The organism is Pseudoduganella sp. GW821-FHT12E03 (genome assembly GCF_058807115.1).
This window is the reverse complement of record NZ_JBXAQJ010000004.1, coordinates 497,230-518,477: the sequence shown is the minus strand read 5'-3', so window position 1 is coordinate 518,477 and position 21,248 is coordinate 497,230. Positions and strand designations below refer to the sequence as shown.

The 21,248-nt window shown below is 64.3% G+C and carries 18 protein-coding genes; 7 read left to right on the top strand and 11 right to left on the bottom strand.

The annotated features are described in order from the left end of the window. Positions 1-12 precede the first annotated feature (12 nt). From AC1RRC_RS13170 to AC1RRC_RS13130, 9 genes are all read right to left on the bottom strand, one after another. The gene (locus AC1RRC_RS13170; RefSeq protein WP_493055922.1) at positions 13-2,067 is read right to left on the bottom strand and encodes an acetyl/propionyl/methylcrotonyl-CoA carboxylase subunit alpha; all 2,055 of its coding nucleotides are present in this window, start codon (positions 2,065-2,067) and stop codon (positions 13-15) included. Positions 2,068-2,177: 110 nt separating this feature from the next. Continuing rightward, positions 2,178-3,245: a biotin synthase BioB gene (bioB, locus tag AC1RRC_RS13165; protein WP_493056000.1), complete on the bottom strand. Its 1,068-nt coding sequence runs from the start codon at positions 3,243-3,245 to the stop codon at positions 2,178-2,180. A gap of 16 nt (positions 3,246-3,261) precedes the next feature. Then, positions 3,262-4,110 (bottom strand): dethiobiotin synthase, encoded by an 849-nt coding sequence (gene bioD, locus AC1RRC_RS13160; RefSeq protein WP_493055921.1) that lies wholly within the window; start codon positions 4,108-4,110, stop codon positions 3,262-3,264. Then, positions 4,107-5,294: an 8-amino-7-oxononanoate synthase gene (gene bioF, locus AC1RRC_RS13155; protein ID WP_493055920.1), complete on the bottom strand. Its 1,188-nt coding sequence runs from the start codon at positions 5,292-5,294 to the stop codon at positions 4,107-4,109. The genes bioD and bioF overlap by 4 nt, the downstream gene beginning before the upstream one ends. Before the next feature lie 2 nt (positions 5,295-5,296). After that, a complete protein-coding gene (bioA, locus tag AC1RRC_RS13150; RefSeq protein ID WP_493055919.1) occupies positions 5,297-6,658 on the bottom strand; it encodes an adenosylmethionine--8-amino-7-oxononanoate transaminase in 1,362 nt (453 codons plus the stop codon). A 40-nt stretch (positions 6,659-6,698) separates the two neighbouring features. Then, a complete protein-coding gene (locus AC1RRC_RS13145) occupies positions 6,699-7,481 on the bottom strand; it encodes an enoyl-CoA hydratase/isomerase family protein (protein WP_493055918.1) in 783 nt (260 codons plus the stop codon). Between the two features lie 13 nt (positions 7,482-7,494). Continuing rightward, positions 7,495-9,102 (bottom strand): carboxyl transferase domain-containing protein, encoded by a 1,608-nt coding sequence (locus tag AC1RRC_RS13140; protein WP_493055917.1) that lies wholly within the window; start codon positions 9,100-9,102, stop codon positions 7,495-7,497. Between the two features lie 53 nt (positions 9,103-9,155). Continuing rightward, a complete protein-coding gene (locus tag AC1RRC_RS13135; RefSeq protein WP_493055916.1) occupies positions 9,156-9,581 on the bottom strand; it encodes a YchJ family protein in 426 nt (141 codons plus the stop codon). Between the two features lie 135 nt (positions 9,582-9,716). Beyond that, positions 9,717-10,982 carry a D-amino acid dehydrogenase gene (locus AC1RRC_RS13130; RefSeq protein ID WP_493055915.1) on the bottom strand — a complete coding sequence of 422 codons (1,266 nt, stop codon included), beginning with the start codon at positions 10,980-10,982 and terminating at the stop codon, positions 9,717-9,719. A 112-nt stretch (positions 10,983-11,094) separates the two neighbouring features. Between AC1RRC_RS13130 and AC1RRC_RS13125 the strand changes: the two genes are divergently transcribed. The 7 genes from AC1RRC_RS13125 (at position 11,095) to AC1RRC_RS13095 (ending at position 18,305) form a co-directional block, all read left to right on the top strand. Then, complete coding sequence (locus AC1RRC_RS13125; protein WP_493055914.1) at positions 11,095-11,838, top strand: GntR family transcriptional regulator; 744 nt, start codon at positions 11,095-11,097, stop codon at positions 11,836-11,838. Between the two features lie 28 nt (positions 11,839-11,866). Continuing rightward, a complete protein-coding gene (locus tag AC1RRC_RS13120; RefSeq protein ID WP_493055913.1) occupies positions 11,867-12,760 on the top strand; it encodes an N-acetylmuramic acid 6-phosphate etherase in 894 nt (297 codons plus the stop codon). Between the two features lie 9 nt (positions 12,761-12,769). Further along, complete coding sequence (locus tag AC1RRC_RS13115; RefSeq protein WP_493055912.1) at positions 12,770-14,044, top strand: MFS transporter; 1,275 nt, start codon at positions 12,770-12,772, stop codon at positions 14,042-14,044. Positions 14,045-14,139: 95 nt separating this feature from the next. Beyond that, a complete protein-coding gene (locus AC1RRC_RS13110; RefSeq protein WP_493055911.1) occupies positions 14,140-15,810 on the top strand; it encodes a glycoside hydrolase family 10-like protein in 1,671 nt (556 codons plus the stop codon). A gap of 98 nt (positions 15,811-15,908) precedes the next feature. Continuing rightward, entirely contained in the window at positions 15,909-16,817 is a 909-nt protein-coding gene (locus tag AC1RRC_RS13105; protein WP_493055910.1) for an N-acetylglucosamine kinase, read from the top strand. A gap of 9 nt (positions 16,818-16,826) precedes the next feature. Further along, on the top strand, positions 16,827-17,663 hold the full coding sequence (locus tag AC1RRC_RS13100) for an N-acetylmuramoyl-L-alanine amidase (protein WP_493055909.1): 837 nt from the start codon (positions 16,827-16,829) through the stop codon (positions 17,661-17,663). Between the two features lie 33 nt (positions 17,664-17,696). Further along, a complete protein-coding gene (locus AC1RRC_RS13095; RefSeq protein ID WP_493055908.1) occupies positions 17,697-18,305 on the top strand; it encodes a M15 family metallopeptidase in 609 nt (202 codons plus the stop codon). A 2-nt stretch (positions 18,306-18,307) separates the two neighbouring features. On the opposite strand, the gene dacB is transcribed toward AC1RRC_RS13095, so the two are convergent. Beyond that, positions 18,308-19,981: a D-alanyl-D-alanine carboxypeptidase/D-alanyl-D-alanine endopeptidase gene (gene dacB / locus AC1RRC_RS13090; protein WP_493055907.1), complete on the bottom strand. Its 1,674-nt coding sequence runs from the start codon at positions 19,979-19,981 to the stop codon at positions 18,308-18,310. 10 nt (positions 19,982-19,991) lie between these two features. Further along, positions 19,992-21,230 carry a nucleoside recognition domain-containing protein gene (locus tag AC1RRC_RS13085; protein ID WP_493055906.1) on the bottom strand — a complete coding sequence of 413 codons (1,239 nt, stop codon included), beginning with the start codon at positions 21,228-21,230 and terminating at the stop codon, positions 19,992-19,994. Between the last annotated feature and the right edge of the window lie 18 nt (positions 21,231-21,248).

The following is a 21,248-nucleotide window of genomic DNA, read 5'->3' as shown; positions in this document are numbered from 1 at the left end:
GCAATTGCGCCATTACGCCGCGCGGAACGCGAGCAGAGGCGCGCCGTCCGACACCTGGTCACCCACCGCGTACAGCACGTCATCGACCACGCCGTCATGCGGCGCCGCGATGGTGTGCTCCATCTTCATGGCTTCCATGATGACCAGCGCATCGCCTTTTTTGACTTCCTTGCCCTTTTCGGCCAGCACCGCCACCACCTTGCCCGGCATCGGCGCCGTCAAACGGCCGCCTTCCGCTTCGGATTCGCCGGCATGGGCCATCGGGTCGTTATAGCCAAGCGTGTAGTGCAAGCCGTTGGTGAAGACGTGGAACAAGTCCCCGTCGCGGCGCACGCTGCCATGCACCGCCGTGTCGCCCAGCTTGATGCTGATATCGGCGCCCTGCTGCGACATCAGGGTCAGCAACTGCGGCTGGCTATCCGGGCAGGCCGGCAAATTGAACATCCAGCCATCGTTCAGGTAAGTGACATCCACGCCATACGCCTTCGCTGGCAAGCCCGCCGCGTAATCATCCGTAAACGACAGCTTGCGCACATACGGCTGGTTCATGCGCCAGCCCAGCGCCTGGCCCCACGGATCGCCGGCATTGGCGCCCGATTGCGCGGCGGAGCGGTCCTTGTCGGACTCGATCAGCGCCACGGCCGCCAGCGCCAGCGCACCGGCTGCCGCCGGCTGCGCGGCCGGGAACAGCGCGTCGTGGTTGCGTTCGATCAGGCCGGTATCGAGGTCCGCCGTGGCAAACGCTTCGCCCTGCACCAGGCGGTTCAGGAATGCGATATTCGATGCCAGGCCGACGATCTGGTATTGCGACAGCGCTTGCGCCATGCGGGCCAGCGCCTGCTTGCGGTCCGCGCCCCATACGATCAGCTTGGCGATCATCGGGTCATAGAAGGGCGAAATCGCATCGCCTTCCCGCACACCGGCGTCGATCCGGACACCGACCGGGTGGCCGGGAATGCCGCCCAGTTCAAAGTTCACTGCGTCCGGCGTGCCCAGGTGGCGCAAGGTGCCGATCGACGGCAGGAAACCCTTTTCCGGATTTTCCGCATACACGCGCGCTTCGATCGCGTGGCCGTTGATGGTCAATTCGCTTTGTTTTTTCGGCAGCGCTTCGCCGGCAGCCACGCGCAACTGCCATTCCACCAGGTCGGCGCCGGTGATCATTTCCGTCACCGGGTGTTCCACCTGCAGGCGGGTGTTCATTTCCATGAAATAGAACGAGCCATCCTGGTTGGCGATGAATTCCACCGTGCCCGCGCCGACATAGCCGACCGCCTTGGCGGCGGCCACCGCCGCTTCGCCCATGGCGGCGCGGCGCTCGGCCGTCATGCCCGGGGCAGGCGCTTCTTCCAACACTTTCTGGTGGCGGCGCTGCACCGAGCAATCGCGCTCGAACAAATGGATGCAGTTGCCGTGCGTGTCGGCGAACACCTGGATTTCAATGTGGCGCGGGCGCTGCAGGTATTTCTCGGCCAGCACCTTGTCGTCGCCAAAGGAACTGATGGCTTCGCGCTTGCACGACGCCAGCGCATCGCGGAACGCTTCCGACGACTCCACCACGCGCATGCCCTTGCCACCACCGCCGGCCGACGCCTTCAGCAGCACCGGGTAACCGATGCGGTCAGCCTGGGTTTGCAGGAAATCCGGATCCTGATTGTCACCGTGGTAGCCCGGCACCAGCGGTACGCTGGCTTTTTCCATCAGCGATTTCGCGGCGGACTTCGAACCCATCGCGCGCATGGCCGATGCCGGCGGGCCAATGAACACCAGGCCGGCTTCCTGGCAGGCGTCCGCGAACTCCGCATTTTCCGACAGGAAGCCATAGCCCGGGTGGATCGCTTCAGCGCCGGTAGCCTTGGCCACGGCGATGATCTTGTCACCACGCAGGTAGCTTTCCTTGGCGGCGGCCGGGCCCAGCAAGACCGCTTCATCGCACACGGCAACGTGCTTGGCGTTGGCGTCCGCTTCGGAATACACGGCGACAGTCTTGATGCCAAGACGGCGCGCGGTGGCGGCGACGCGGCAGGCGATTTCACCACGGTTGGCAATCAGGATTTTTTTGAACATGGTCTCTCTCTATTCAGCTCGTGGCTGGCGTTTTCTAAGAAATGCGTTCGGAGCCGCCGCCAATACCGTTGGCACTTGTGGTGCAGGCATCGGCGGCAACGGGAAGCGGCTTAGCAGCCGCAGCTTTCCTTCTGTACCGATTCCAGCGTGTTGGCGCGGGTCTTCAGGCCCAGCTTGGCCAGCAGCGCGCGGTCGTCGTTGGCTTCCGGGTTATCGGTGGTCAGCAGTTTGTCGCCATAGAAGATGGAGTTGGCGCCGGCCATGAAACACATCGCCTGCACGGCTTCGCCCAGTTCGCGGCGGCCGGCCGACAGGCGCACGCGCGCCTTCGGCATCGTGATACGGGCCACGGCGATGGTGCGCACGAATTCCAGCGGGTCCAGCGGGTCCAGGCCATGCAGCGGCGTGCCTTCCACCTGCACCAGGTGGTTGACCGGCACCGATTCCGGGTACGGATTCAGGTTGGCCAGCTGCGCGATCAGGCCGGCGCGCTGGGCGCGGGTCTCGCCCATGCCAACGATGCCGCCGCAGCACACTTTCAGGCCCGCGTTGCGCACGTGGCCCAGGGTATCGAGGCGGTCCTGGTATTCGCGGGTGGAGATCACGTTGTTGTAGAACTCCGGCGCGGTATCGAGGTTGTGGTTGTAGTAATCAAGGCCGGCCGCTTTCAGGCGCTCGGCCTGCTCGGCTTCCAGCATGCCCAGGGTGGCGCAGGTTTCCAGGCCCATGGCCTTCACTTCGCGCACCATGTTTTCCACTTTATCCATGTCGCGCTCTTTCGGGCTGCGCCATGCGGCGCCCATGCAGAAGCGGGTGGCGCCGTTGTCCTTGGCCTGGCGCGCGGCGTCGAGCACCGTGTCGATGTCCAGGATTTTCTTGGCTTCCACGCCGGTATCGTAGCGCGCCGCCTGCGGGCAATATCCGCAATCCTCTTCGCAGCCGCCGGTCTTGATCGACAGCAGGGTCGCCAGTTCGACGTCGCCTTCCGGCCAGTACGCGCGGTGGGTTTCCTGTGCGCGGAACATCAGCTCGTTGAACGGCAGCTCGTACAGCGCCATCACGTCTTCCAGTGGCCAGGTGGCCGCTTCCGGCAGCGTAATGGCCTTGGCGGGACGATGCAATTCCACGGTGCTTGCGGTCTGTACGGTCTTCGGTTCTTGCAGGGTCGCTTGCGACATCATGTTTCCTTCACATTCATTGATTGTTGCGGCGGGTGGGCCAGTTCGGCAGGCCCGCCAGATTCACATACTCGGCAGCGGCGGCTGCCGTCGGCTGCGCCAGGCGCGGGATGCGTCCCAGCAGCGGCGCGCCGAGGCGCTGCTGCAGCGCCGCCACGTTTTCATCGGCGAACGCCATCTCCGCCTGCACTTCATTGGCAATCCATCCCACCAGTTTCAGGCCGCGCGCGGCAATCGCTTCGGCTGTCAGCAGCGCGTGGCTGATGCAGCCCAAGCGCAAGCCCACCACCAGGATCACCGGCAAGTCGAGCTGCTGCGCCAGGTCGGCGGTGTCAAAACTGTCGTTGAGCGGCACGCAAAAGCCGCCCACGCCTTCCACCACCACGGCATCGGATGCGGCCGCGATTTCAAGGTACGCGGCCAAAATCGGTACCGAATCGATGGTGACGCCTTCCAGCGCCGCCGCGATATGCGGCGCCGCGGGCTCCATCAGCATATACGGTGTCGTCAGCGATTGCGGCATGGTCACATTCCCGGCCGCGATCAGCATATCGGCGTCGTCGTTATGCAGCGCGCCATTGCGGATTTCCGCGCCAGCCGCCACCGGCTTCATGCCGCAGGCGCGCACACCCTCGCGCACCAGCGAATGCAGGATGGCGGACGACACCAGCGTCTTGCCGATTTCCGTATCCGTGCCGGTCACAAAGCACGTGAAACGGGGCGGCCAGCCGGCTGCCGCTGCCGCCGGTTTTGGTGCGGTTTTGGGTTCGTCGTGGACGACAGCGACGCCCACCACGGATTCGCCCACGACGACCGTCGGCAAATCCGCCCTGGGTGCAATGACACCCGGCTTGTCCGTGCTCATGATTGCTCCTCCAGCACATGAATCGCCGCGACCAGGCGGTCCACTTCTTCCATCGTGTGGCCCGCCGCCAGGGTCACGCGCAAACGCGACGTTCCCACCGGCACGGTAGGCGGACGGATACCGCCCACCCAGAAACCTTGCGCATACAGCGCGGCGGATACGCGCATGGTTTCAGCATTATCGCCGATCACGATCGGCTGCACCGCCGTGTCGGATGGCATCAGTTGCCAACGTTTCAACTTCAGGCTGGCTTTCAGGTGTGCAATCAGCGCCTGCACGTGGGCGCGGCGCTGGCGCCCTTCCGCGCCTTCGATGATCTCGACACTGGCCAGCAGCGCATGCGCCAGCGCAGGTGGCGCGGCGGTCGTGAAGATGTACGGGCGGGCGCGCTGGATCAGCGTTTCAATCACGACTTCGTGCGCGGCGACAAAGGCGCCGCCAACGCCGGCGGCCTTGCCCAGGGTACCGACATAGACCAGGTACGGCGAACGCAAATTGAAGTGTTCCAGCGCGCCGCGGCCGTTTTCGCCGAGGGTGCCGAATCCGTGCGCATCGTCGACCACCAGCCACGCGCCATGTTTTTCGCACAGCGCCAGCAATTCGGGCAGCGGCGCCAGGTCGCCATCCATGCTGAACACGCTGTCGGTGACCACGATCTTGTTGGCCGCCGTGCTGTGCTCCAGCAAGGCCGCCAGTCCCGCCACGTCGGCATGTTCGACCACCTTGACCGTGGTGCGCGACAGGCGCGCGCCGTCGATCAGCGAGGCGTGGTTCAGCGATTCGGAAAAGATTTCCGTTTCCTTGTCGCCCATGGCCAGCCCCGTCAACACGGCCAGGTTGGCCATGTAACCGGTGCAGAAATACAGCGCTTTCGGCGATTCGAGATACGGACCGACAAAGCCGGCCAGCCGCGCCTCCAGTTGCGCGTGCGCGCGGCTGTGGCCGGAAATCAAATGCGAGGCGCCGCTGCCGGCGCCATACAACGCGACGCCTTCCTGCAGCGCGGCCATGACTTTCGGGTGGCCCGCCAGGCTCAGGTAGTCATTGCTGGAAAAGCACAGCATGTCGCGGCCGTCGACCGTCACGCGCGGACCGGCGGGGGTTTCCACGTGGCGGCGCTTGCGGATCAGGCTTTTCTGTTCCAGGCCGGCCAGCTGGAGCTGCAGTTTGTTCAGTAAATCCATGTTTATACCCCTGCGATGGTGGCTTCGAACACCGACAGGGTGCGCGCCGCCAGTCCGTCGATTTCCTCGTCGTTGAGGATATAGGGCGGCATCAGGTAAATCGTGTTGCCGATCGGGCGCAGCAGCAATTCCTGGCGCGTGGCTTCCGTAAAGAAGCGGCGCGAGAATCCCGGGCCGGCATCGACGGCGTCAAACGCCCAGATCATGCCGCGCTGGCGCGCATGGGTGATGCGCTCGTGATGGGCCAGCGGCGCCAGCGCTTGCGTGAGCTTGTCGGCGCGCACCTTGTTCGCGGCCAGCACGCCGTCTTCCTCGAAAATATCGAGCGTGGCCAGCGCGGCGCGGCACGCCAGCGGATTGCCGGTGTACGAGTGCGAGTGCAGGAAACCACGGGTGACTTCGGCGCTGTAAAACGCCTGGTAAATTTCTTCGCGCGACAGCACGATCGACAGCGGCAAATAACCGCCGGAAATCCCTTTCGACAGGCACAGGAAATCCGGCCAGATGCCGGCCTGTTCGCACGCAAAGAAGGTGCCGGTGCGGCCGCAGCCGACCGCGATTTCATCGAGGATCAAATGCACCTCGTGCCGGTCGCACAGTTCGCGCACCAGTTTCAGGTACAGCGGGTCGTGCATCGCCATGCCGGTGGCGCACTGCACCAGCGGTTCAATGATGATGGCGGCAATGTTGGCGCCGTTCTGTTCGAACAGCTGTTGCACGTCGGCCGCCGCGCGGCGCGCGACATCCTGTGCGGTCTCGCCTTCGGCCGCCTGGCGCGCATCGGGCGACATCACGATGCGCGAGGACCGCAGCAGCGGGCCATAGGCATCCTTGAACAGCGCCACGTCGGTGACCGCCAGCGCGCCGATGGTCTCGCCGTGGTAGCTGTTCTTCAGGCAGACGAATTCCTGTTTTTCCGTGCGGCCGGCGTTGCGCCACGCATGGAAACTCATCTTCAACGCGATTTCCACGGCGGACGCGCCGTCCGACGCGTAAAACGCATGCCCCAGCTGGTGCCCGGTCAGCGCCGACAGGCGTTCCGACAGGCGGATCACGGGTTCGTGCGTGAAGCCGGCCAGCATCGCGTGTTCCAGCATGTCCAGCTGCTCTTTCAGCGCGCCATTGATGCGCTGGTTGGCATGGCCGAACAGGTTGACCCACCACGAACTGATGGCGTCCAGGTAGCGGTCGCCATGGTGGTCATACAGCCACGGACCACGGCCGTGGCTGACCGCGATCAGCGGGACGGTCTCGTGATGCTGCATCTGCGTGCAGGGATGCCATACGCTGCGCAGGCTGCGCGCTACCCAGTCGCTGTCGCCTTGCGTACCTTGTTGCTGCACACCTTGTTGATTTGCTTCCAAAACTGCTCCGTTTCCGTTTCCGCCACGGGCTGCGTGCGGGCTATAGCCAGGATGGCTTGCGCTTCTCCAGGAAGGATTGCACGCCCTCGCGGCCCTGCTCTGACGCGCGGATATTGGCGATGCGCAGCGCCGTGTCGGCCAGTAGCGCATCGTCGACGGGTCGTCCCGCCACATCGCGCACCAGCGTTTTCGCTTCGCGCACCGCGTTCGGGCTGTTGCCCAGCAGGGCCTTGGCGAGTTCCGCCGTCTTCGCGTCGATGGTGTCTGGGGTCGCCAGTTCATGCACGAAGCCGATGCGGTGCGCCTCGGCCGCTCCGAACCGCTCGGCGGTCAGGAAATAGCGGCGCGACGCTTGTTCGCCCATGGCTTTAATGACATAAGGTGAAATGGTGGCCGGGATCAGTCCCAGCTTCACTTCGCTCAGGCAGAAGTTTGCCACGTCCGCGGCAATCACGATGTCGCACGCCGCCACCAGGCCCATGCCGCCGGCATAGCAATCGCCGTGCACCTTGGCGATGACTGGTTGCGGGCACAGGTAAATGGTGCGCAGCATTTCCGCCAGCATCATCGCATCTGCATTGTTTTCGGCGTGCGTATAGCCCGCCATTTTCTTCATCCAGTTCAAGTCGCCGCCGGCGCAGAAAGCGGGACCATTGGCCGCCAGCACGATCGCGCGCACATCGTCCCGCTGCGCCAGTTCACCGAATGCCAGCGTGATTTCACGGATGGTCTGTTCGTTGAACGCATTGCGCACGTCCGGACGGTTCAGGGTAACGGTGGCGATCTTACCGTCGATTGCCAATTGCAGGGTTTCATAAGTCATATAGTCACCCTCCTTACATGCGGAATACGCCGAACCTGGTGTCCGGGATTTCAGCGTTCAATGCGGCGGACAAGCCCAGGCCCAGCACCATGCGGGTGTCGGCCGGATCGATCACGCCATCGTCCCACAGGCGCGCCGTGGCGTAGTACGGGTGGCCCTGGTGTTCATACTGGTCCTTGATCGGCTGCTTGAACGCGGCTTCTTCTTCAGACGACCACTGGCCGCCCTTGCCTTCGATGCCGTCGCGTTTCACGGTGGCCAGCACGGACGCCGCCTGTTCGCCGCCCATCACGGAAATGCGGGAATTCGGCCACATCCACATAAAGCGCGGCGAGTACGCGCGGCCGCACATGCCATAGTTGCCGGCGCCGAAGCTGCCGCCGATCACCACGGTGAACTTCGGCACAGCGGCGGTGGCCACGGCCGTCACCATCTTGGCGCCATTGCGGGCGATGCCTTCGTTTTCGTACTTGCGCCCCACCATGAAGCCGGTGATGTTTTGCAAGAACACCAGCGGGATCTTGCGCTGCGCGCATAGTTCGATGAAGTGCGCGCCTTTCAGGGCCGACTCGGAGAACAAAATGCCGTTATTGGCAATGATGCCGACTTTCATGCCATAGATATGGGCAAAGCCGCACACCAGCGTGGTGCCATAGCGCGCCTTGAATTCATCGAAGTCGCTGCCATCGACAATGCGGGCAATCACTTCGCGGATATCGAACGGCTTGCGGGTATCGACCGGGATCACGCCATACAATTCACTGGTCGGGTACTTCGGCTCCACCGCTTCGCGCAACGCGCCCTGCTGTGGCTTGGTACGGTTCAAATTCGACACGATCGTGCGCGCCATCGACAGCGCATGCAAATCGTTTTGCGCCAGGTGGTCGGCCACGCCGGACAGGCGCGTATGCACGTCGCCGCCGCCCAGGTCTTCGGCACTGACCACTTCACCGGTGGCCGCTTTCACCAGCGGTGGGCCGCCGAGGAAAATCGTGCCCTGTTCCTTGACGATGATCGACTCATCGCTCATGGCGGGAACGTAAGCGCCGCCCGCCGTGCATGAACCCATGACCACGGCGATTTGCGGGATGCCCTTGGCCGACAGGTTGGCTTGATTGTAGAAAATGCGGCCGAAGTGGTCGCGGTCCGGGAACACGTCGTCCTGGTTCGGCAAGTTGGCGCCGCCCGAATCCACCAGGTAAATGCACGGCAGGTTGTTCTGGTCGGCGATTTCCTGCGCGCGCAAGTGTTTTTTCACCGTCATCGGGTAATAAGTGCCGCCCTTGACGGTGGCGTCATTGCACACGATCACGCATTCCTGGCCCGAGACGCGGCCAATGCCGGTAATGATGCCGGCCGCCGGGGCCGCATCGTCATACATGCCATAGGCGGCCATCTGCGACAGTTCGAGGAACGGCGTGCCGGGATCGAGCAGCATTTGCACGCGGTCGCGCGGCAGCAATTTGCCACGGGCGGTGTGCTTGGCGCTCGCCGCTTCGCCGCCGCCCTGGGCCAGCTTGGCGACCTTGGCGCGCAGGTCGTCGACCAGCGCTTGCATGGCGGCCGCGTTGGACTTGAAGTCGTCGCTGCGCGGATTGAGTTTGCTTTCGATATGCGGCATTCGGGTTCCTCTTCTCAACGCGGTGTCTCGGGCCGCGTCACAGTGGTCACTGGTTATTCGGGAAAAGTACCGTCAACGTAAAACCAGCGCAGCCCCTCGGCGGAAGGTTCGCGCAGAAAGCGGCTGAGTTCGTGCAAGCGCTGGCCACGGCCATTGACGCGAAATCTTGCTACGAATTCAACGAAGTCCTCGTTTTCTGCTTTACGTTGACGTAAACGTAAAGCAGATTTTACCTCAAGTCCGAGCCATTGCAATTTTTCATTTGGGCTGATTACAGCCTCCCCCGGCCGGGTGCTGGCATGCCACGTGGCCTGCAGGTAAGCCTCGTTTTTCAGCGTGTACGCGGTGTAGCGCGAGCGCATCAGCTGCTCCGCAGATTGCGGCACGGCGGCGCCTTCTATATAAGGACCGCAGCAATCGGCAAGGGCGGCGCCGCTACCGCAAGGGCAAGGGTGGGCAAGGGTCTTGGATTTGGACATCAGGAGACAAAAAAGCAGCGGAAATCCGGACATTATCCGCCATATTGGGTATCCCGGCGCATGTTGATATATTGCCAATACATGTCACACCCTGGGGTCAGACCCCAGGGTGTGACATGGCGGGCTGGGCTGGTCTTACTTGGGCAATACCAGCCCCTTCAGTGCAAAAGGGACGGTTTTTCCCTGCATGACATCCGCCAGCAACGCCGCCGTCCCGCACGCAAACGTAAAACCCAGCGCGCCGTGTCCCACGTTCAGCCACAGGTTCGGATAACGGGTAGCACCGATGATCGGGGCGCCATCCGGCGTCGCCGGGCGCAGGCCGGCCCAAGGCTCGGCCCGGTCGTAATCGGCGCCACCCGGCAGGGCGGCGCGCGCCAGGCGCCGCAGGGAAGCCATGCGGCGCGGGTCGATGGCGGTGTTGTCGCCCACCAGGTCGGCCATGGCGGCCACCCGCAAGTTGTTGCCGATGCGCGCATACAGCACCTTGCGCTCGAAATCCGTCACGCTGATATCCGGGGCCCGGTCTTGCGGGCGGATCGGCGCAGTCAGGCTATAACCTTTTAATGGATAAATCGGCAAGTACAGGCCGGCAGTTGCCGCCAGGTCGCGGCTGGCCACACCCGCCGCCAGGACATAATGATCTCCCTGCAGGCTGCCGGCGCTGGTCAGCAACCCATCGATTTTTCCTTGCCGGACCTGCAATTGCCAGGCTTCCGCCTGCACGATTCCCTGGAAGCGGGGGTGTGTTTGCAGCCGCTGCGCCAGTGCCAGGCAAAACGCATGGCAATCCGCCACGGCCTCGCCGTCGTTGTAAATGCCGCCGGCCAGCTGCGGCGCCAGCGCCGCCAGCGCCGGTTCGTGCTGCACGATTTCCGCCGGGGACCAGACTTGCCGGACACTCTCCGCCTCCGGCCGCGACAGCGCCGCATCGAGCACGGCGCGCGAGCGGTACACCACCAGCTTGCCCGCGTTACGCCAGGCAAATTCTTCCAGCGGCAACACCAGCGCCAGCTGCGCCATGGCCTGGCGGCTCAACGCGCCCAGTTGCAACAGCATGGCCGTGGTGCGCCGGTTGGCGTCGCTATTACAGCAGGCAATAAACCGCGCCAGCCAGCGCCACTGGCGGCTGTCCGGCTCGAGCTTCAGGCGTAAAGGGCCATCTAACTGCAACAGCCAGCGCAGCGCCTTCAGCGGTACTCCCGCGTCCGCCAGCGGCGAAACATAGCGGTAACTCAATTGCCCGCCGTTACGGTAACTCGAGACGCTGCCAACAATGGCGGCCTGTTCCACCAGCGTGACCCGGTAACCGGCACCCAAGAGCCACCAGGCCGACGCCAGCCCCACCACGCCACCACCGATGACGATCACTTGTTGCGCAGAAATCGTAACGTTTGCCATTCCGCCAGCTTACCCACGAAACGCGCCGTGTGCGGCACATAACCTTGGTTCAAGCAAAAAATGGACGCAAAAGCGCTGCGCCGTTTACACTGGAGGCCTAGGAGAAACCCGTATGAGCCAGACCAGCGTTGAATTCCACGCAGATGTATCAGACAATTCGCCGCTGTACATGCAGATCGCGCGCAAGCTCAGTGACGACGTGCGCAATGGGCGCTACCAGGTCGACCAGGCCTTGCCGTCCGAGCGCACACTGTCGGAACTGTTGAACGTGTCGCGCGTCACCGCGCGCAAAGCCATTGACCAGCTGGTCGACCAGGGCCTGGTGGTGCGTCGGCGCGGATCGGGCAATTACATTGCGCCCCGCATCGAGCAGCCCCTGTCCAACCTCACCAGTTTTTCGGAACAATTGCAGCAGCGCGGCTATACGCCGAAATCGCGCTGGCTGAAACGCGCCATCGTCACCGCTTCGGCGGACGAGCAAATGAGCCTGGCCCTGTCGCCCAGCAGCAAGGTGGCGCGGCTGGAGCGCTTGCGCATGGCCGACGATGTCGTGATGGCATATGAAGTGTCGGTGCTGCCGCAGCATATCGTGCCGAAACCGGAAGCCATCGGCGATTCGCTGTATGCCTTCCTGGAATCGACCGGCAAGGCGCCGGCGCGCGCGCTGCAGCACATCCGCGCCATGAATGCGCCGGCGGAACTAGCGCAGCAGCTGGAAGTACCGGAAGGGCAGGCGGTCCTGTTCATCACCCGCATCGCCTACCTCGATTCCGGCGAAGCCGTGGAACTGACCCATTCGTATTGCCGCAGCGATCATTACGACTTCGTGGCGGAAATGCGACGCGCGCCCACATAACCGTTCAACCCAACCTCCAGGCCGAGCGATGCTGAAAACTGAGACCCCCAGTGTTCGCCACGCACAACTGGACCAATACGCGGATGCGGACCTGGTCGGCGCCTTGGTCGACGACCAGCTGCAAGCGGTGCAGGCGGTGCGCCGCGCCGCGCCGCAAATCGCCGCCGCGATTGCCGCCGCCGTGCCCCGCCTGCAGGCGGGCGGACGCCTGCTGTACGTGGGCGCCGGCACCTCCGGCCGCCTCGGCGTGCTCGACAGCGTCGAACTGTATCCCACCTTTTCCTGGCCACACGAACGGGCCGTCGCCTTGCTGGCGGGCGGCGCGGGCGCCATGTTCCAGGCGGTGGAGGGCGCGGAAGACGACGCCGCACAGGGCGCAGCCGACCTGGCAGCGGTGGCGCCCGGCCCGCATGACGTGGTATTCCTGCTGGCCGCCTCGGGCGGCACCCCCTATGTGCTGGGCGCGCTGGCGGCGGCACGGGAAGCCGGCGCGCTGACCGTCGGCATCGCCAACAACCGCGATGCCCCGGTCGCGCTGCAAGCCGACATTGGCATCACCCTGGACACGGGCGAGGAAGTCATTTCCGGCAGCACGCGGCTGAAAGCGGGCACTTCGCAAAAAATCGTCCTGAACACGATTTCCAGCGCCCTGATGGTGCGCCTGCATAAAGTGTACGGCAACCTGATGGTAGACTTGCAGGCCACCAACGCCAAGCTGGTGCTGCGCGCCGTGCGCCTGACCATGCACGCGACCGGCGCGGACGACACCACCGCGCGCGCCATGCTGGAACAGTGCCACTACCACGTGAAAACCGCCATCGTCGCGCTGCTCAACGGGCAGACCGCGGAACAGGCCGGCGCCGTGCTGGCGCAGACCGGCGGCAGCGTGCGGGCGGCGCTGGCATCCGATCGAACCAACTGAAAGTCCACATTGCAAGCAACCGAACAACGCAGCGCCTGGCGCTGGATTCCATCGCTGTATTTCGGCCAGGGCATCCCCTACGTGGTGGTGATGACGTTGGCCACGGTGATGTACAAAAACACCGGCTTTTCCAATACCGACATCGCGCTGTACACCGGCTGGCTGTATTTGCCATGGGTGATCAAACCGCTCTGGTCGCCGCTGGTGGAAATGTTCGGCACCCGGCGGCGCTGGGTGGTGGTGCTGCAATTCCTGCTGGGCACCAGCATGGCGATGGTGGCGCTGACCACCCACCTGCCCGCGTTTTTCCAGGTCAGCCTGGCCGTGCTGTGGCTGATGGCGTTCAGTTCCGCCACCCATGACATCGCGGCCGACGGCTTTTATATGCTGGCCCTGCGCAAGCAGCAGCAAGCCGCGTTCGTCGGCGTGCGCAGCACGTTTTACCGGGCCGCCACGATCCTGGGACAGGGTGCGCTGGTCGCGCTGTCCGGCGTGCTGATCGAACGTTATGGCGATGCGCGCACGGCGTGGTCGATCGTGTTCTTTACCCTGGGCGCGCTGTTCCTCACGCTGTTTGCCTGGCATGCGTTTGCCTTGCCGCGCCCTGACACGGACCAGCCGCCGGCCGCTGGCCATGGCGGCAAGCAGCTATACCGTGAATTCCTCGATACCTTTACCGCCTTCTTCCGCAAGGATGGCATCCTGGTGATCCTGGCGTTCCTGCTGCTGTTCCGCCTCGGCGAAGCGCAATTGCTGAAAATGGCCACGCCATTCCTGCTCGACCCGCGCGACGTGGGCGGGCTGGGGCTGTCGAACAAGGATTACGGCTTTGCCTATGGCACGGTGGGCATCCTGGCGCTGACCCTGGGCGGCTTGCTGGGCGGCGTCACGATTGCCCGCTTTGGCCTGAAACAGTGCCTGTGGCCGATGGCGTTTGCCGTGCACGTGCCGGACCTGGTGTTTGTCTACCTGTCGAGCGCCATGCCATCGAGCCTGCCACTGATCACCGGCGCCATCGCGCTGGAACAGTTTGGCTATGGTTTCGGCTTCGCGTCCTACCTGATGTTCATGATCATGGTGGCCGACGGCGCGCACAAGACCGCCCATTACGCGATTTGCACCGGCTTCATGGCGCTGGGCATGATGGTGCCGCAAATGGCCAGCGGCTGGATCCAGCAGCAGCTGGGCTACCAGCATTTCTTCATCTATGCGTGCCTGGCGACCATCCCCGCGTTTGCCGTGACGGCGCTGCTGAAGATCGATCCCGCTTTCGGACGTGAATAAACCTGGGTGCCGGGTCTTCAGGCCGGGCCCCCACATACTAAGCGTGCTCCCCGCCGCTTACCGCTACAATACCGGCGCAATCACTGACTCGAGGTATGGTTTTGAATCCGAAAAAGCGGCTGACCCTGACCGCCGGCGCTGCCACCGCCCTGGCGGCGCTGATGAGCGCCTGTTCCACCACGCCGATGGCGCCGCCCCTGCCTGGCACAACGCCATCGGGCCCGGCCACTGTCCCGGGAACCACCGGCACCGCCGGCACCACGCCGGCTGCCGGCACGGCGCCCGCCGTCAACGGCTTGCAGCCGCCGCCGGCGCCGCGCGAATTCCGCGCCGCGTGGGTGTCAACTGTCGCCAATATCGACTGGCCCAGCCGCAGCAACCTGCCGGTCGCCAAACAGCAGGCCGAAGCCATCGCCATCCTGGACCGCGCCCGCGCGCTGAACCTGAACGCGATCGTGCTGCAAGTGCGTCCCAGCGCCGATGCGATTTATCCGTCCGAGCTGGAGCCGTGGAGTGAATTCCTGACCGGGCAGCAGGGCAAGGCGCCGTCGCCGGCGTATGACCCGCTGCAATTCTGGATCGACCAGGCCCACGCGCGCGGCCTGGAATTGCACGCTTGGTTCAACCCGTACCGCGCGCGCCACGCCACCGCGAAATCGCCTGCCGCGCGCAGCCACATTTCCGTGGCCAAGCCGCACACGGTGAAAACCTATGGCCGCTACCAGTGGATGGACCCGGGCGAGCAGGAAGCGTCGAAGCACACCTTGGACGTGGTGCTGGACGTGGTGCGCCGCTATGACATCGATGGCGTACATATCGACGACTATTTCTATCCGTATCCGATCGAGGCGCCCAGCGCCACCGGCGCGGAAACCGCGGCGCTCGATGTGCCTTCCGGCGGCGGCATGAAGCCGGAACTGGAATTCCCCGACCAGCCGGCGTGGCAGCGCTATGTTGCCGGCGGCGGCAAGCTCGATCGTCCGTCGTGGCGGCGGCAAAACGTCAACCTGCTGATCGAAGCGATGTATACCGGCATCCACCGCGAAAAAGCGTGGGTGCGCTTCGGCATCAGCCCGTTCGGCATCGGCCGCCCGGACCGCCGTCCACCCGGCATCGTCGGGTTTTCCCAGTATGACAAGCTGTATGCGGATGCGGAACTGTGGCTGAAAAACGGCTGGCTCGATTACCTGGCGCCGCAGCTGTACTGGCCGATTGCCCAGCAACCGCAAGCGTTTGACGTGCTGCTCGACTACTGGCTGCGCGAAAACACGCGTGGCCGCCACGTGTGGCCGGGGCTGTACACGAGCAAGATCGACAACACGCCGAAATCGTTCGAGCCGGAAGAAATCGTCAAGCAGATCGGCGTCACGCGCACCCGCCCCGGCGCCAATGGCCATGTGCACTTCAGCATTGCCGCGCTGATGCAAAACCGCAAAGGCGTGGCCGACCAGTTGCGCGCCGCCAGCTATACCAGCGCGGCACTGGTGCCGCCCACGCCGTGGCTGGGCAACTCGGCGCCCGCCGCGCCGCGCGTCGCGGCCAGGCGCGGCGCCGCCGGCCTGGACCTGAGCCTGTCGGCCGGCAAATCCACGACGCAGTATGCGATCTGGGCGAAATATGGCAATGAATGGCGCTTCATCACGGCGCCGGCGAACCTGACGGAAGTCACCCTGGCCGACGACGGCGCGCTGCAGCCGGTGGTGGCCGTGGTCAGCGCCGTGGACCGTCTGGGCAATGAAAGCGAACGGATCACCGCCCAACCTTGACTAATCGACATGACGGCGCCTGCCCCCTTTTTCCGCCTTGTGCCGAACTAGTCGACATTACGGTGCCTGGCCCCTTTTTTACTATCGGGTGGCTTTGAATGATTAATAACACTGATCACGGCTTGGGCCTCGGCATCGATGCCGGGGGGACGCAGACGCGCTGGGCGCTGGCGGGCGCCGATGGCCGGATCGTCGCGGAAGGGGGCGTTGCCGGCTTGTCCGCCTTGCAAATGAACAGCGAAACCGGCCGGGCGGCGATACAGGCCACCTTTGCCGCGCTGGCGCAGGCGGCGCTGGCCTGTGGACAACCGCAACGGGTCTGCGCGGGCTTGACCGGCTTTGGCGGCGACAGCGCCCTGCCGGTGCAATGGCTGGCTGCCTTGCTCGCCATTGCGCCGGACCAGGTCACCATCTCGAACGATGTGGAAATCGCCTATCTCGACAGTTTCACACCCGGTGCAGGCTACCTGGTCTATGCCGGCACCGGCTCGATTGCCGCCTACATCGACCCGCAAGGCGTTTTCCACCGCGCCGGCGGCCGTGGCGTGGGCCTCGATGACGGCGGTGGCGGTTACTGGATCGCCCGCGAAGCGCTGCGCCATATCTGGCGCCGCGAAGACGAAGCACCGGGGGCCTGGCGCGACTCCCCCATGGCGCATGCGGTCTTCGACCATGTGGGCGGCAGCGACTGGGCCTACTCGCGCCAGTTCATGTATGGCAGCGAACGGGGCGCCATCGGCAAACTGGCGCTGGCCGTTGCCGCCAGTGCGGAGCAAGACCCCGCCGCACAAGCCATCCTGGAGCAGGCCGGCCGGGAACTGGCGCGCATCGCCATGGCGCTGGTGGCGCGCTTCGGCGTGCGTCCGGTGGCGCTGTCCGGCCGCGCGGCGGAACTGCATCCGCTGATCGAACAGGCCATGCGTGCTACGCTGGCGCCCAACGTGCCTTTGCACCGCCACATCGTGCAGCCCCATTACGCGGCGGCCCGCCTGGCGGCGCGGCCCTGAACCTGGAGAATGACCTTGTTGAAAAAGCTGTTAGTGCCACTGATCGCCGCATTGCTGGCCGGCTGCGCCACCGCGCCGCCGGCCGCGCGGCTGGACAACACCTATACCGCCCGCAGCCAGAGCAGCCGCGTGAAATTCGTGATCCTGCATTACACGGTGTCCAATTTGCCCGGCTCGATCAAGACCCTGACGGAACAGGTGGTCAGCAGCCACTACCTGCTGACCGATGAACCCGAGCCGAAGTTCTATGTGCTGGTCGATGAGGCGCGCCAGTCCAACCACGCGGGCCTGTCGAGCTGGAAGACCTTTTCCAACCTGAACCCCGCCTCGATCGGCATCGAAATCGTCAATCCCGGCTATACCGACCATGCGCGCGGCACCTATGCGCCATTCAGCCAGGCGCAAATCGACCAGCTGATCTTGCTGTTGAAAGACATCGTCCAACGCCACCAGATCGCGCCGCAAAACATCCTCGGCCATGCCGACATCGCCCCCCAGCGCAAGCAAGACCCCGGCCCCATGTTCCCGTGGCGGCAACTGGCGCAGGCCGGGTTGATCGCGTGGCCCGACTCTGCCCAGGTGGAAGCGCAGCGCGTCGTGTTTGAAACGCAAATACCCGATATCGTGTGGATCCAAAAACGGCTGGCCCAGCATGGCTACGCGCTGGCGCAGTCGGGCGTGCTCGATGACGCCACCCGCAACGTGCTGTTCGTGTTCCAGTCCAAGTACCGCCAGGCTAAATATGACGGCGAACCCGACGCGGAAACCGCCGCCATCCTCGACGTGCTGACCCGGCCGCAGGCGGCGCCAGGAACGCCGCTGGCGCCGGCGCCAGAACTGCACTAAGCTGCAATCACGACACCGGCCGACAGGCAGATCATGAAAACCATCCGCAGCGAAGACGTGCCATCGCATCCGGACTTCCGCCGGCTCGACAGCATTGCCGGCATCCGCTGGGATTTGCGCTATGCCAGCGCCAACAACTTCGTCGGCCGCGACCTGTATTCGCCCTACGATTGCGCGTGGCTGCACCGCGAAGCGGCAGCCGCGCTGGAACAGGCCGTGGCATGGCTGGCGCACGAACGTCCCGGCTACACACTGCTGGTGCTCGACGCGCTGCGCCCGCAGCGGGTGCAGCAACTGCTGTGGGATGCCTTGCAGGGCACAAACTTGCAAATCTACCTGGCCGAACCGGCGCGCGGTTCGATCCATTCCTTCGGCATGGCGGTCGATATCACGGTCTGCGATGCACAGGGCCGGGAACTCGATATGGGCACCGGCTTTGACGACTTGACGGACAGCTCCCACCCCGCGCTGGAAGGCCAGATGCTGGCCAGCGGCGAGCTGACGGAAACCCACCTGGCCAACCGCGACCTGCTGCGCGGCGCCATGCTGGCGGCAGGCTATGTCGGCATCAATACCGAGTGGTGGCACTTCGATTGCGGCGACCGCACGCGGGTGCGCCAGACCTATACCCGCGTGCTGTAGCCTTATTTCAGGCCGGCGATCCAGTCGATCAGCGCATCGCCCACCTTGCGGCCATTCCCATTGCCCACCAGGTCGTGATTGACGAAGGCGACGACGATGCATTGCTCGCCATTGGCATCGGGCGCATAGCCGGCAATCGCCACCACGTTTTTCAGCGCACCGGTCTTGATGCGCGCCCGCATGGCCGCCGGCGTGCCGGCCAGGCGGCGGCGCATGGTGCCGTCGATCGCCGCGATCGGCAGGCTGCTCAAGAATTCCGGCTGCCACAGCGAACGCTGCGCCGCCTGCAGCAGCGCCGCCATTTGCGCAGGCTTGATACGCTCGCTGCGCGACAGGCCGGAACCGTTGTCAAGCACCAGTCCCGTGTCGTCGATGCCCTGGCGGCGCAGCCAGCCCCGTATCGCCTGATCGGCGCGCGCGGCGGTTGGCTCCGGCGACGCTGGCACATGGGGCACATGGGCTGCATCGGGTGTGTTGGGCCTGGTTGCCATGGTTGACGCAGCCGGCGTGGGTTGCGCACCGGCTGCAAGGGCAGCTCCGGCCGCCGGTAACGCCGATGCCGTTGGCGCAACGGCGCCACAGCAGGTTCTTGCCGCCGCATCCCCGGGCAGCGGCCCGCCGCCAATCACGGGAATCCGCCCTGTGGGCGCCGCCAGCGGCCTGCTGCCCAGCATCACATCCGCCTCCAGGCTGCCCAGACTCAGGAACAAGGTGCGCGCCAGCCCGTTATCCGACGTCTTGTTAATATCGCGCAGCACATCGGCCAATGGCCGCGACACGTGCTCCGCCAGCAGCTTCGACGGCAGCGGCGTCGCGCCGTCACCGGACGCTTCGCGCGCCACGCCGCTGAATGTCCCGCCCAGTTTCGACCACGTGCCGCGGAACAGCCGCTCCGCATAATCGCCGCGGTCCAGCAAATTCACGTTGACGGTCTTTGGTCCGCAATGGCGGGGAAATGTGCCGTGCAAGGTCACCGTGATCCGGGTGCCCTGGCGCGCCCACGTCGGCGGCTTCCAGCTGTCGTCCCATTTCGCGCAATCGCCATCGGTCAGCGCCATGTCCGCCATCACACCCACATTGTCCAACTGCGGCAGCATATCGAGCCGCAGCTTGCCGCCGGTGGAATCGAGCGTGATGCGCAGCATGTTCATGTTCAGCAGCAGCGCATCGGGCACCAGGTTGTAGTACGCGTCCGGATATTCATCGAATGGCGCCGCGCCGAGGTCCGGCCGGGACGGCTGGAACAGCGTGCGGTCCAGGATCAGATCACCGTCGATCTTGCGGATGCCCGCCGTGCGCAGCTTTTCCAGCATGTGCACCAGCGCATCTTCATTGAAATCCGCATCGGCGCCGCCGCGCAGGTAAAGGTCGCCTTTCAGCACGCCCCCCGCGACCTCGCCGGTGCTGCGCAATTCCGTGCGGCCCCGGAACACGGGACCCAGCACCTCCAGGCCCGCCAGGGTGGTCACCAGCTTCATGGTCGATGCCGGCTGCATCACCTTGTCCGCCTGGTGCGCCAGCAGCACGGTGTTGCCGCGCAAGACCACCAGGCCCACCGCCTCCTCGGGAATACCGGCGGCCTGCAATTGCTTCAGTACCGGTTCAGGCAACGCCGCCTGCGCGGCAGGCAGGCCGGCACACGCCAGCAATGTGGAAAGGACCAGGCGGCGCATCATCAATGCCCTCTCAATGGAAGAACAGGTAAGCCACGGCGATCGCGGTAATGACTCCGGCGAAATCCGCGATCAGGCCGCACGAGATCGCATAGCGCGTCTTGCGGATGCCGACCGAGCCGAAATACAGCGCGACGATATAGAACGTGGTGTCGGCGGAACCCTGGAACACGCACGCCAGGCGGCCGACGAACGAATCCACGCCATAGGTCTGCATCGCATCGATCATCATGGCCTTGGAACCGCTGCCGCTCAACGGCTTCATCAGCGCCGTCGGCAAGGCCGGCACGAAGTCCGTATTAAAGCCCAGGCCCGAGAAGATCCAGTTAAAGCCCGTCACGACAAAATTGAAGATGCCGGCGTTGCGGATCACGCTGATCGCCACCAGCATGCCGACCAGGTAGGGAATCACGGTCAGCGACGTCTGGATGCCGCCCTTGGCGCCTTCGATAAAGGCTTCATACACATTGACCTTCTTGCGCAGCGCGCCGACGATGAACACGGTGATCACGCCGATCAGCACCAGGTTGCTGAACACCTTGGAAAAGGTTTCGATTTCAGGCCGCGTCAGGTGCTGCGTAAAGTAATAAATCAGCGACACGATGGCGGCGGTAATCCCGCCCAGCCACGACAGCACCACGCTGTCAAACAGGTTGATGCGCTGGCGGATCGAGACCGCGATAATGCCGGTCACCGTGGCGACATAGGTGGCGATCATGCACGGAATGAAAATGTCCGATGGATCGGCCGCGCCCAGGATCGCGCGTTGCGCCATGATCGCCAGCGGAATCAGGGTCAGGCCCGACGTGTGCAGCACCAGGAACATGATTTGCGCATTGCTCGCTTCATCCTTGTTCGGGTTCAGCGTTTGCAGGCTTTCCATGGCTTTCAGGCCGAATGGCGTGGCCGCGTTGTCGAGGCCCAGCAGGTTGGCCGAGAAATTCATCACCATGTGGCCGGTGGCCGGGTGGTCTTTCGGCACGTCCGGAAAAATGCGCGAAAAGAACGGGGAAATGATTTTCGCCAGCCAGCCGATGGCGCCGGCCTTTTCCCCGATGTTCATGATACCCAGCCACAAGGTCATGACGCCCGCCAGCGGCAGCGCGATATCCATCACCCCCATCCGCGCCGACTCGAAGGTGCCGTCGATGATGCGCTTGAAGATCTCGTTATCGCCGAGAAGGATCCATTGCGCCAGGGCGGCGGCAAAGCCGACGAGGAAAAAGCCGGACCAGATGTAATTGAGGGACATGACGGATGCGCGGGATGC

What these genes read in the sequence shown, in the direction of transcription:
- AC1RRC_RS13125 (WP_493055914.1), top strand. Translation starts at nt 11,095, where the DNA reads ATGAGCCAGACCAGCGTTGAATTCCACGCAGATGTATCAGACAATTCG.
- AC1RRC_RS13105 (WP_493055910.1), top strand. Translation starts at nt 15,909, where the DNA reads ATGATTAATAACACTGATCACGGCTTGGGCCTCGGCATCGATGCCGGG.
- AC1RRC_RS13145 (WP_493055918.1), bottom strand. Translation starts at nt 7,481, where the DNA reads ATGACTTATGAAACCCTGCAATTGGCAATCGACGGTAAGATCGCCACC.
- AC1RRC_RS13120 (WP_493055913.1), top strand. Translation starts at nt 11,867, where the DNA reads ATGCTGAAAACTGAGACCCCCAGTGTTCGCCACGCACAACTGGACCAA.
- bioD (WP_493055921.1), bottom strand. Translation starts at nt 4,110, where the DNA reads ATGAGCACGGACAAGCCGGGTGTCATTGCACCCAGGGCGGATTTGCCG.
- AC1RRC_RS13140 (WP_493055917.1), bottom strand. Translation starts at nt 9,102, where the DNA reads ATGCCGCATATCGAAAGCAAACTCAATCCGCGCAGCGACGACTTCAAG.
- AC1RRC_RS13095 (WP_493055908.1), top strand. Translation starts at nt 17,697, where the DNA reads ATGAAAACCATCCGCAGCGAAGACGTGCCATCGCATCCGGACTTCCGC.
- AC1RRC_RS13170 (WP_493055922.1), bottom strand. Translation starts at nt 2,067, where the DNA reads ATGTTCAAAAAAATCCTGATTGCCAACCGTGGTGAAATCGCCTGCCGC.
- AC1RRC_RS13130 (WP_493055915.1), bottom strand. Translation starts at nt 10,982, where the DNA reads ATGGCAAACGTTACGATTTCTGCGCAACAAGTGATCGTCATCGGTGGT.
- AC1RRC_RS13100 (WP_493055909.1), top strand. Translation starts at nt 16,827, where the DNA reads ATGACCTTGTTGAAAAAGCTGTTAGTGCCACTGATCGCCGCATTGCTG.
- AC1RRC_RS13135 (WP_493055916.1), bottom strand. Translation starts at nt 9,581, where the DNA reads ATGTCCAAATCCAAGACCCTTGCCCACCCTTGCCCTTGCGGTAGCGGC.
- bioB (WP_493056000.1), bottom strand. Translation starts at nt 3,245, where the DNA reads ATGTCGCAAGCGACCCTGCAAGAACCGAAGACCGTACAGACCGCAAGC.
- AC1RRC_RS13110 (WP_493055911.1), top strand. Translation starts at nt 14,140, where the DNA reads ATGGTTTTGAATCCGAAAAAGCGGCTGACCCTGACCGCCGGCGCTGCC.
- bioF (WP_493055920.1), bottom strand. Translation starts at nt 5,294, where the DNA reads ATGGATTTACTGAACAAACTGCAGCTCCAGCTGGCCGGCCTGGAACAG.
- AC1RRC_RS13085 (WP_493055906.1), bottom strand. Translation starts at nt 21,230, where the DNA reads ATGTCCCTCAATTACATCTGGTCCGGCTTTTTCCTCGTCGGCTTTGCC.
- dacB (WP_493055907.1), bottom strand. Translation starts at nt 19,981, where the DNA reads ATGATGCGCCGCCTGGTCCTTTCCACATTGCTGGCGTGTGCCGGCCTG.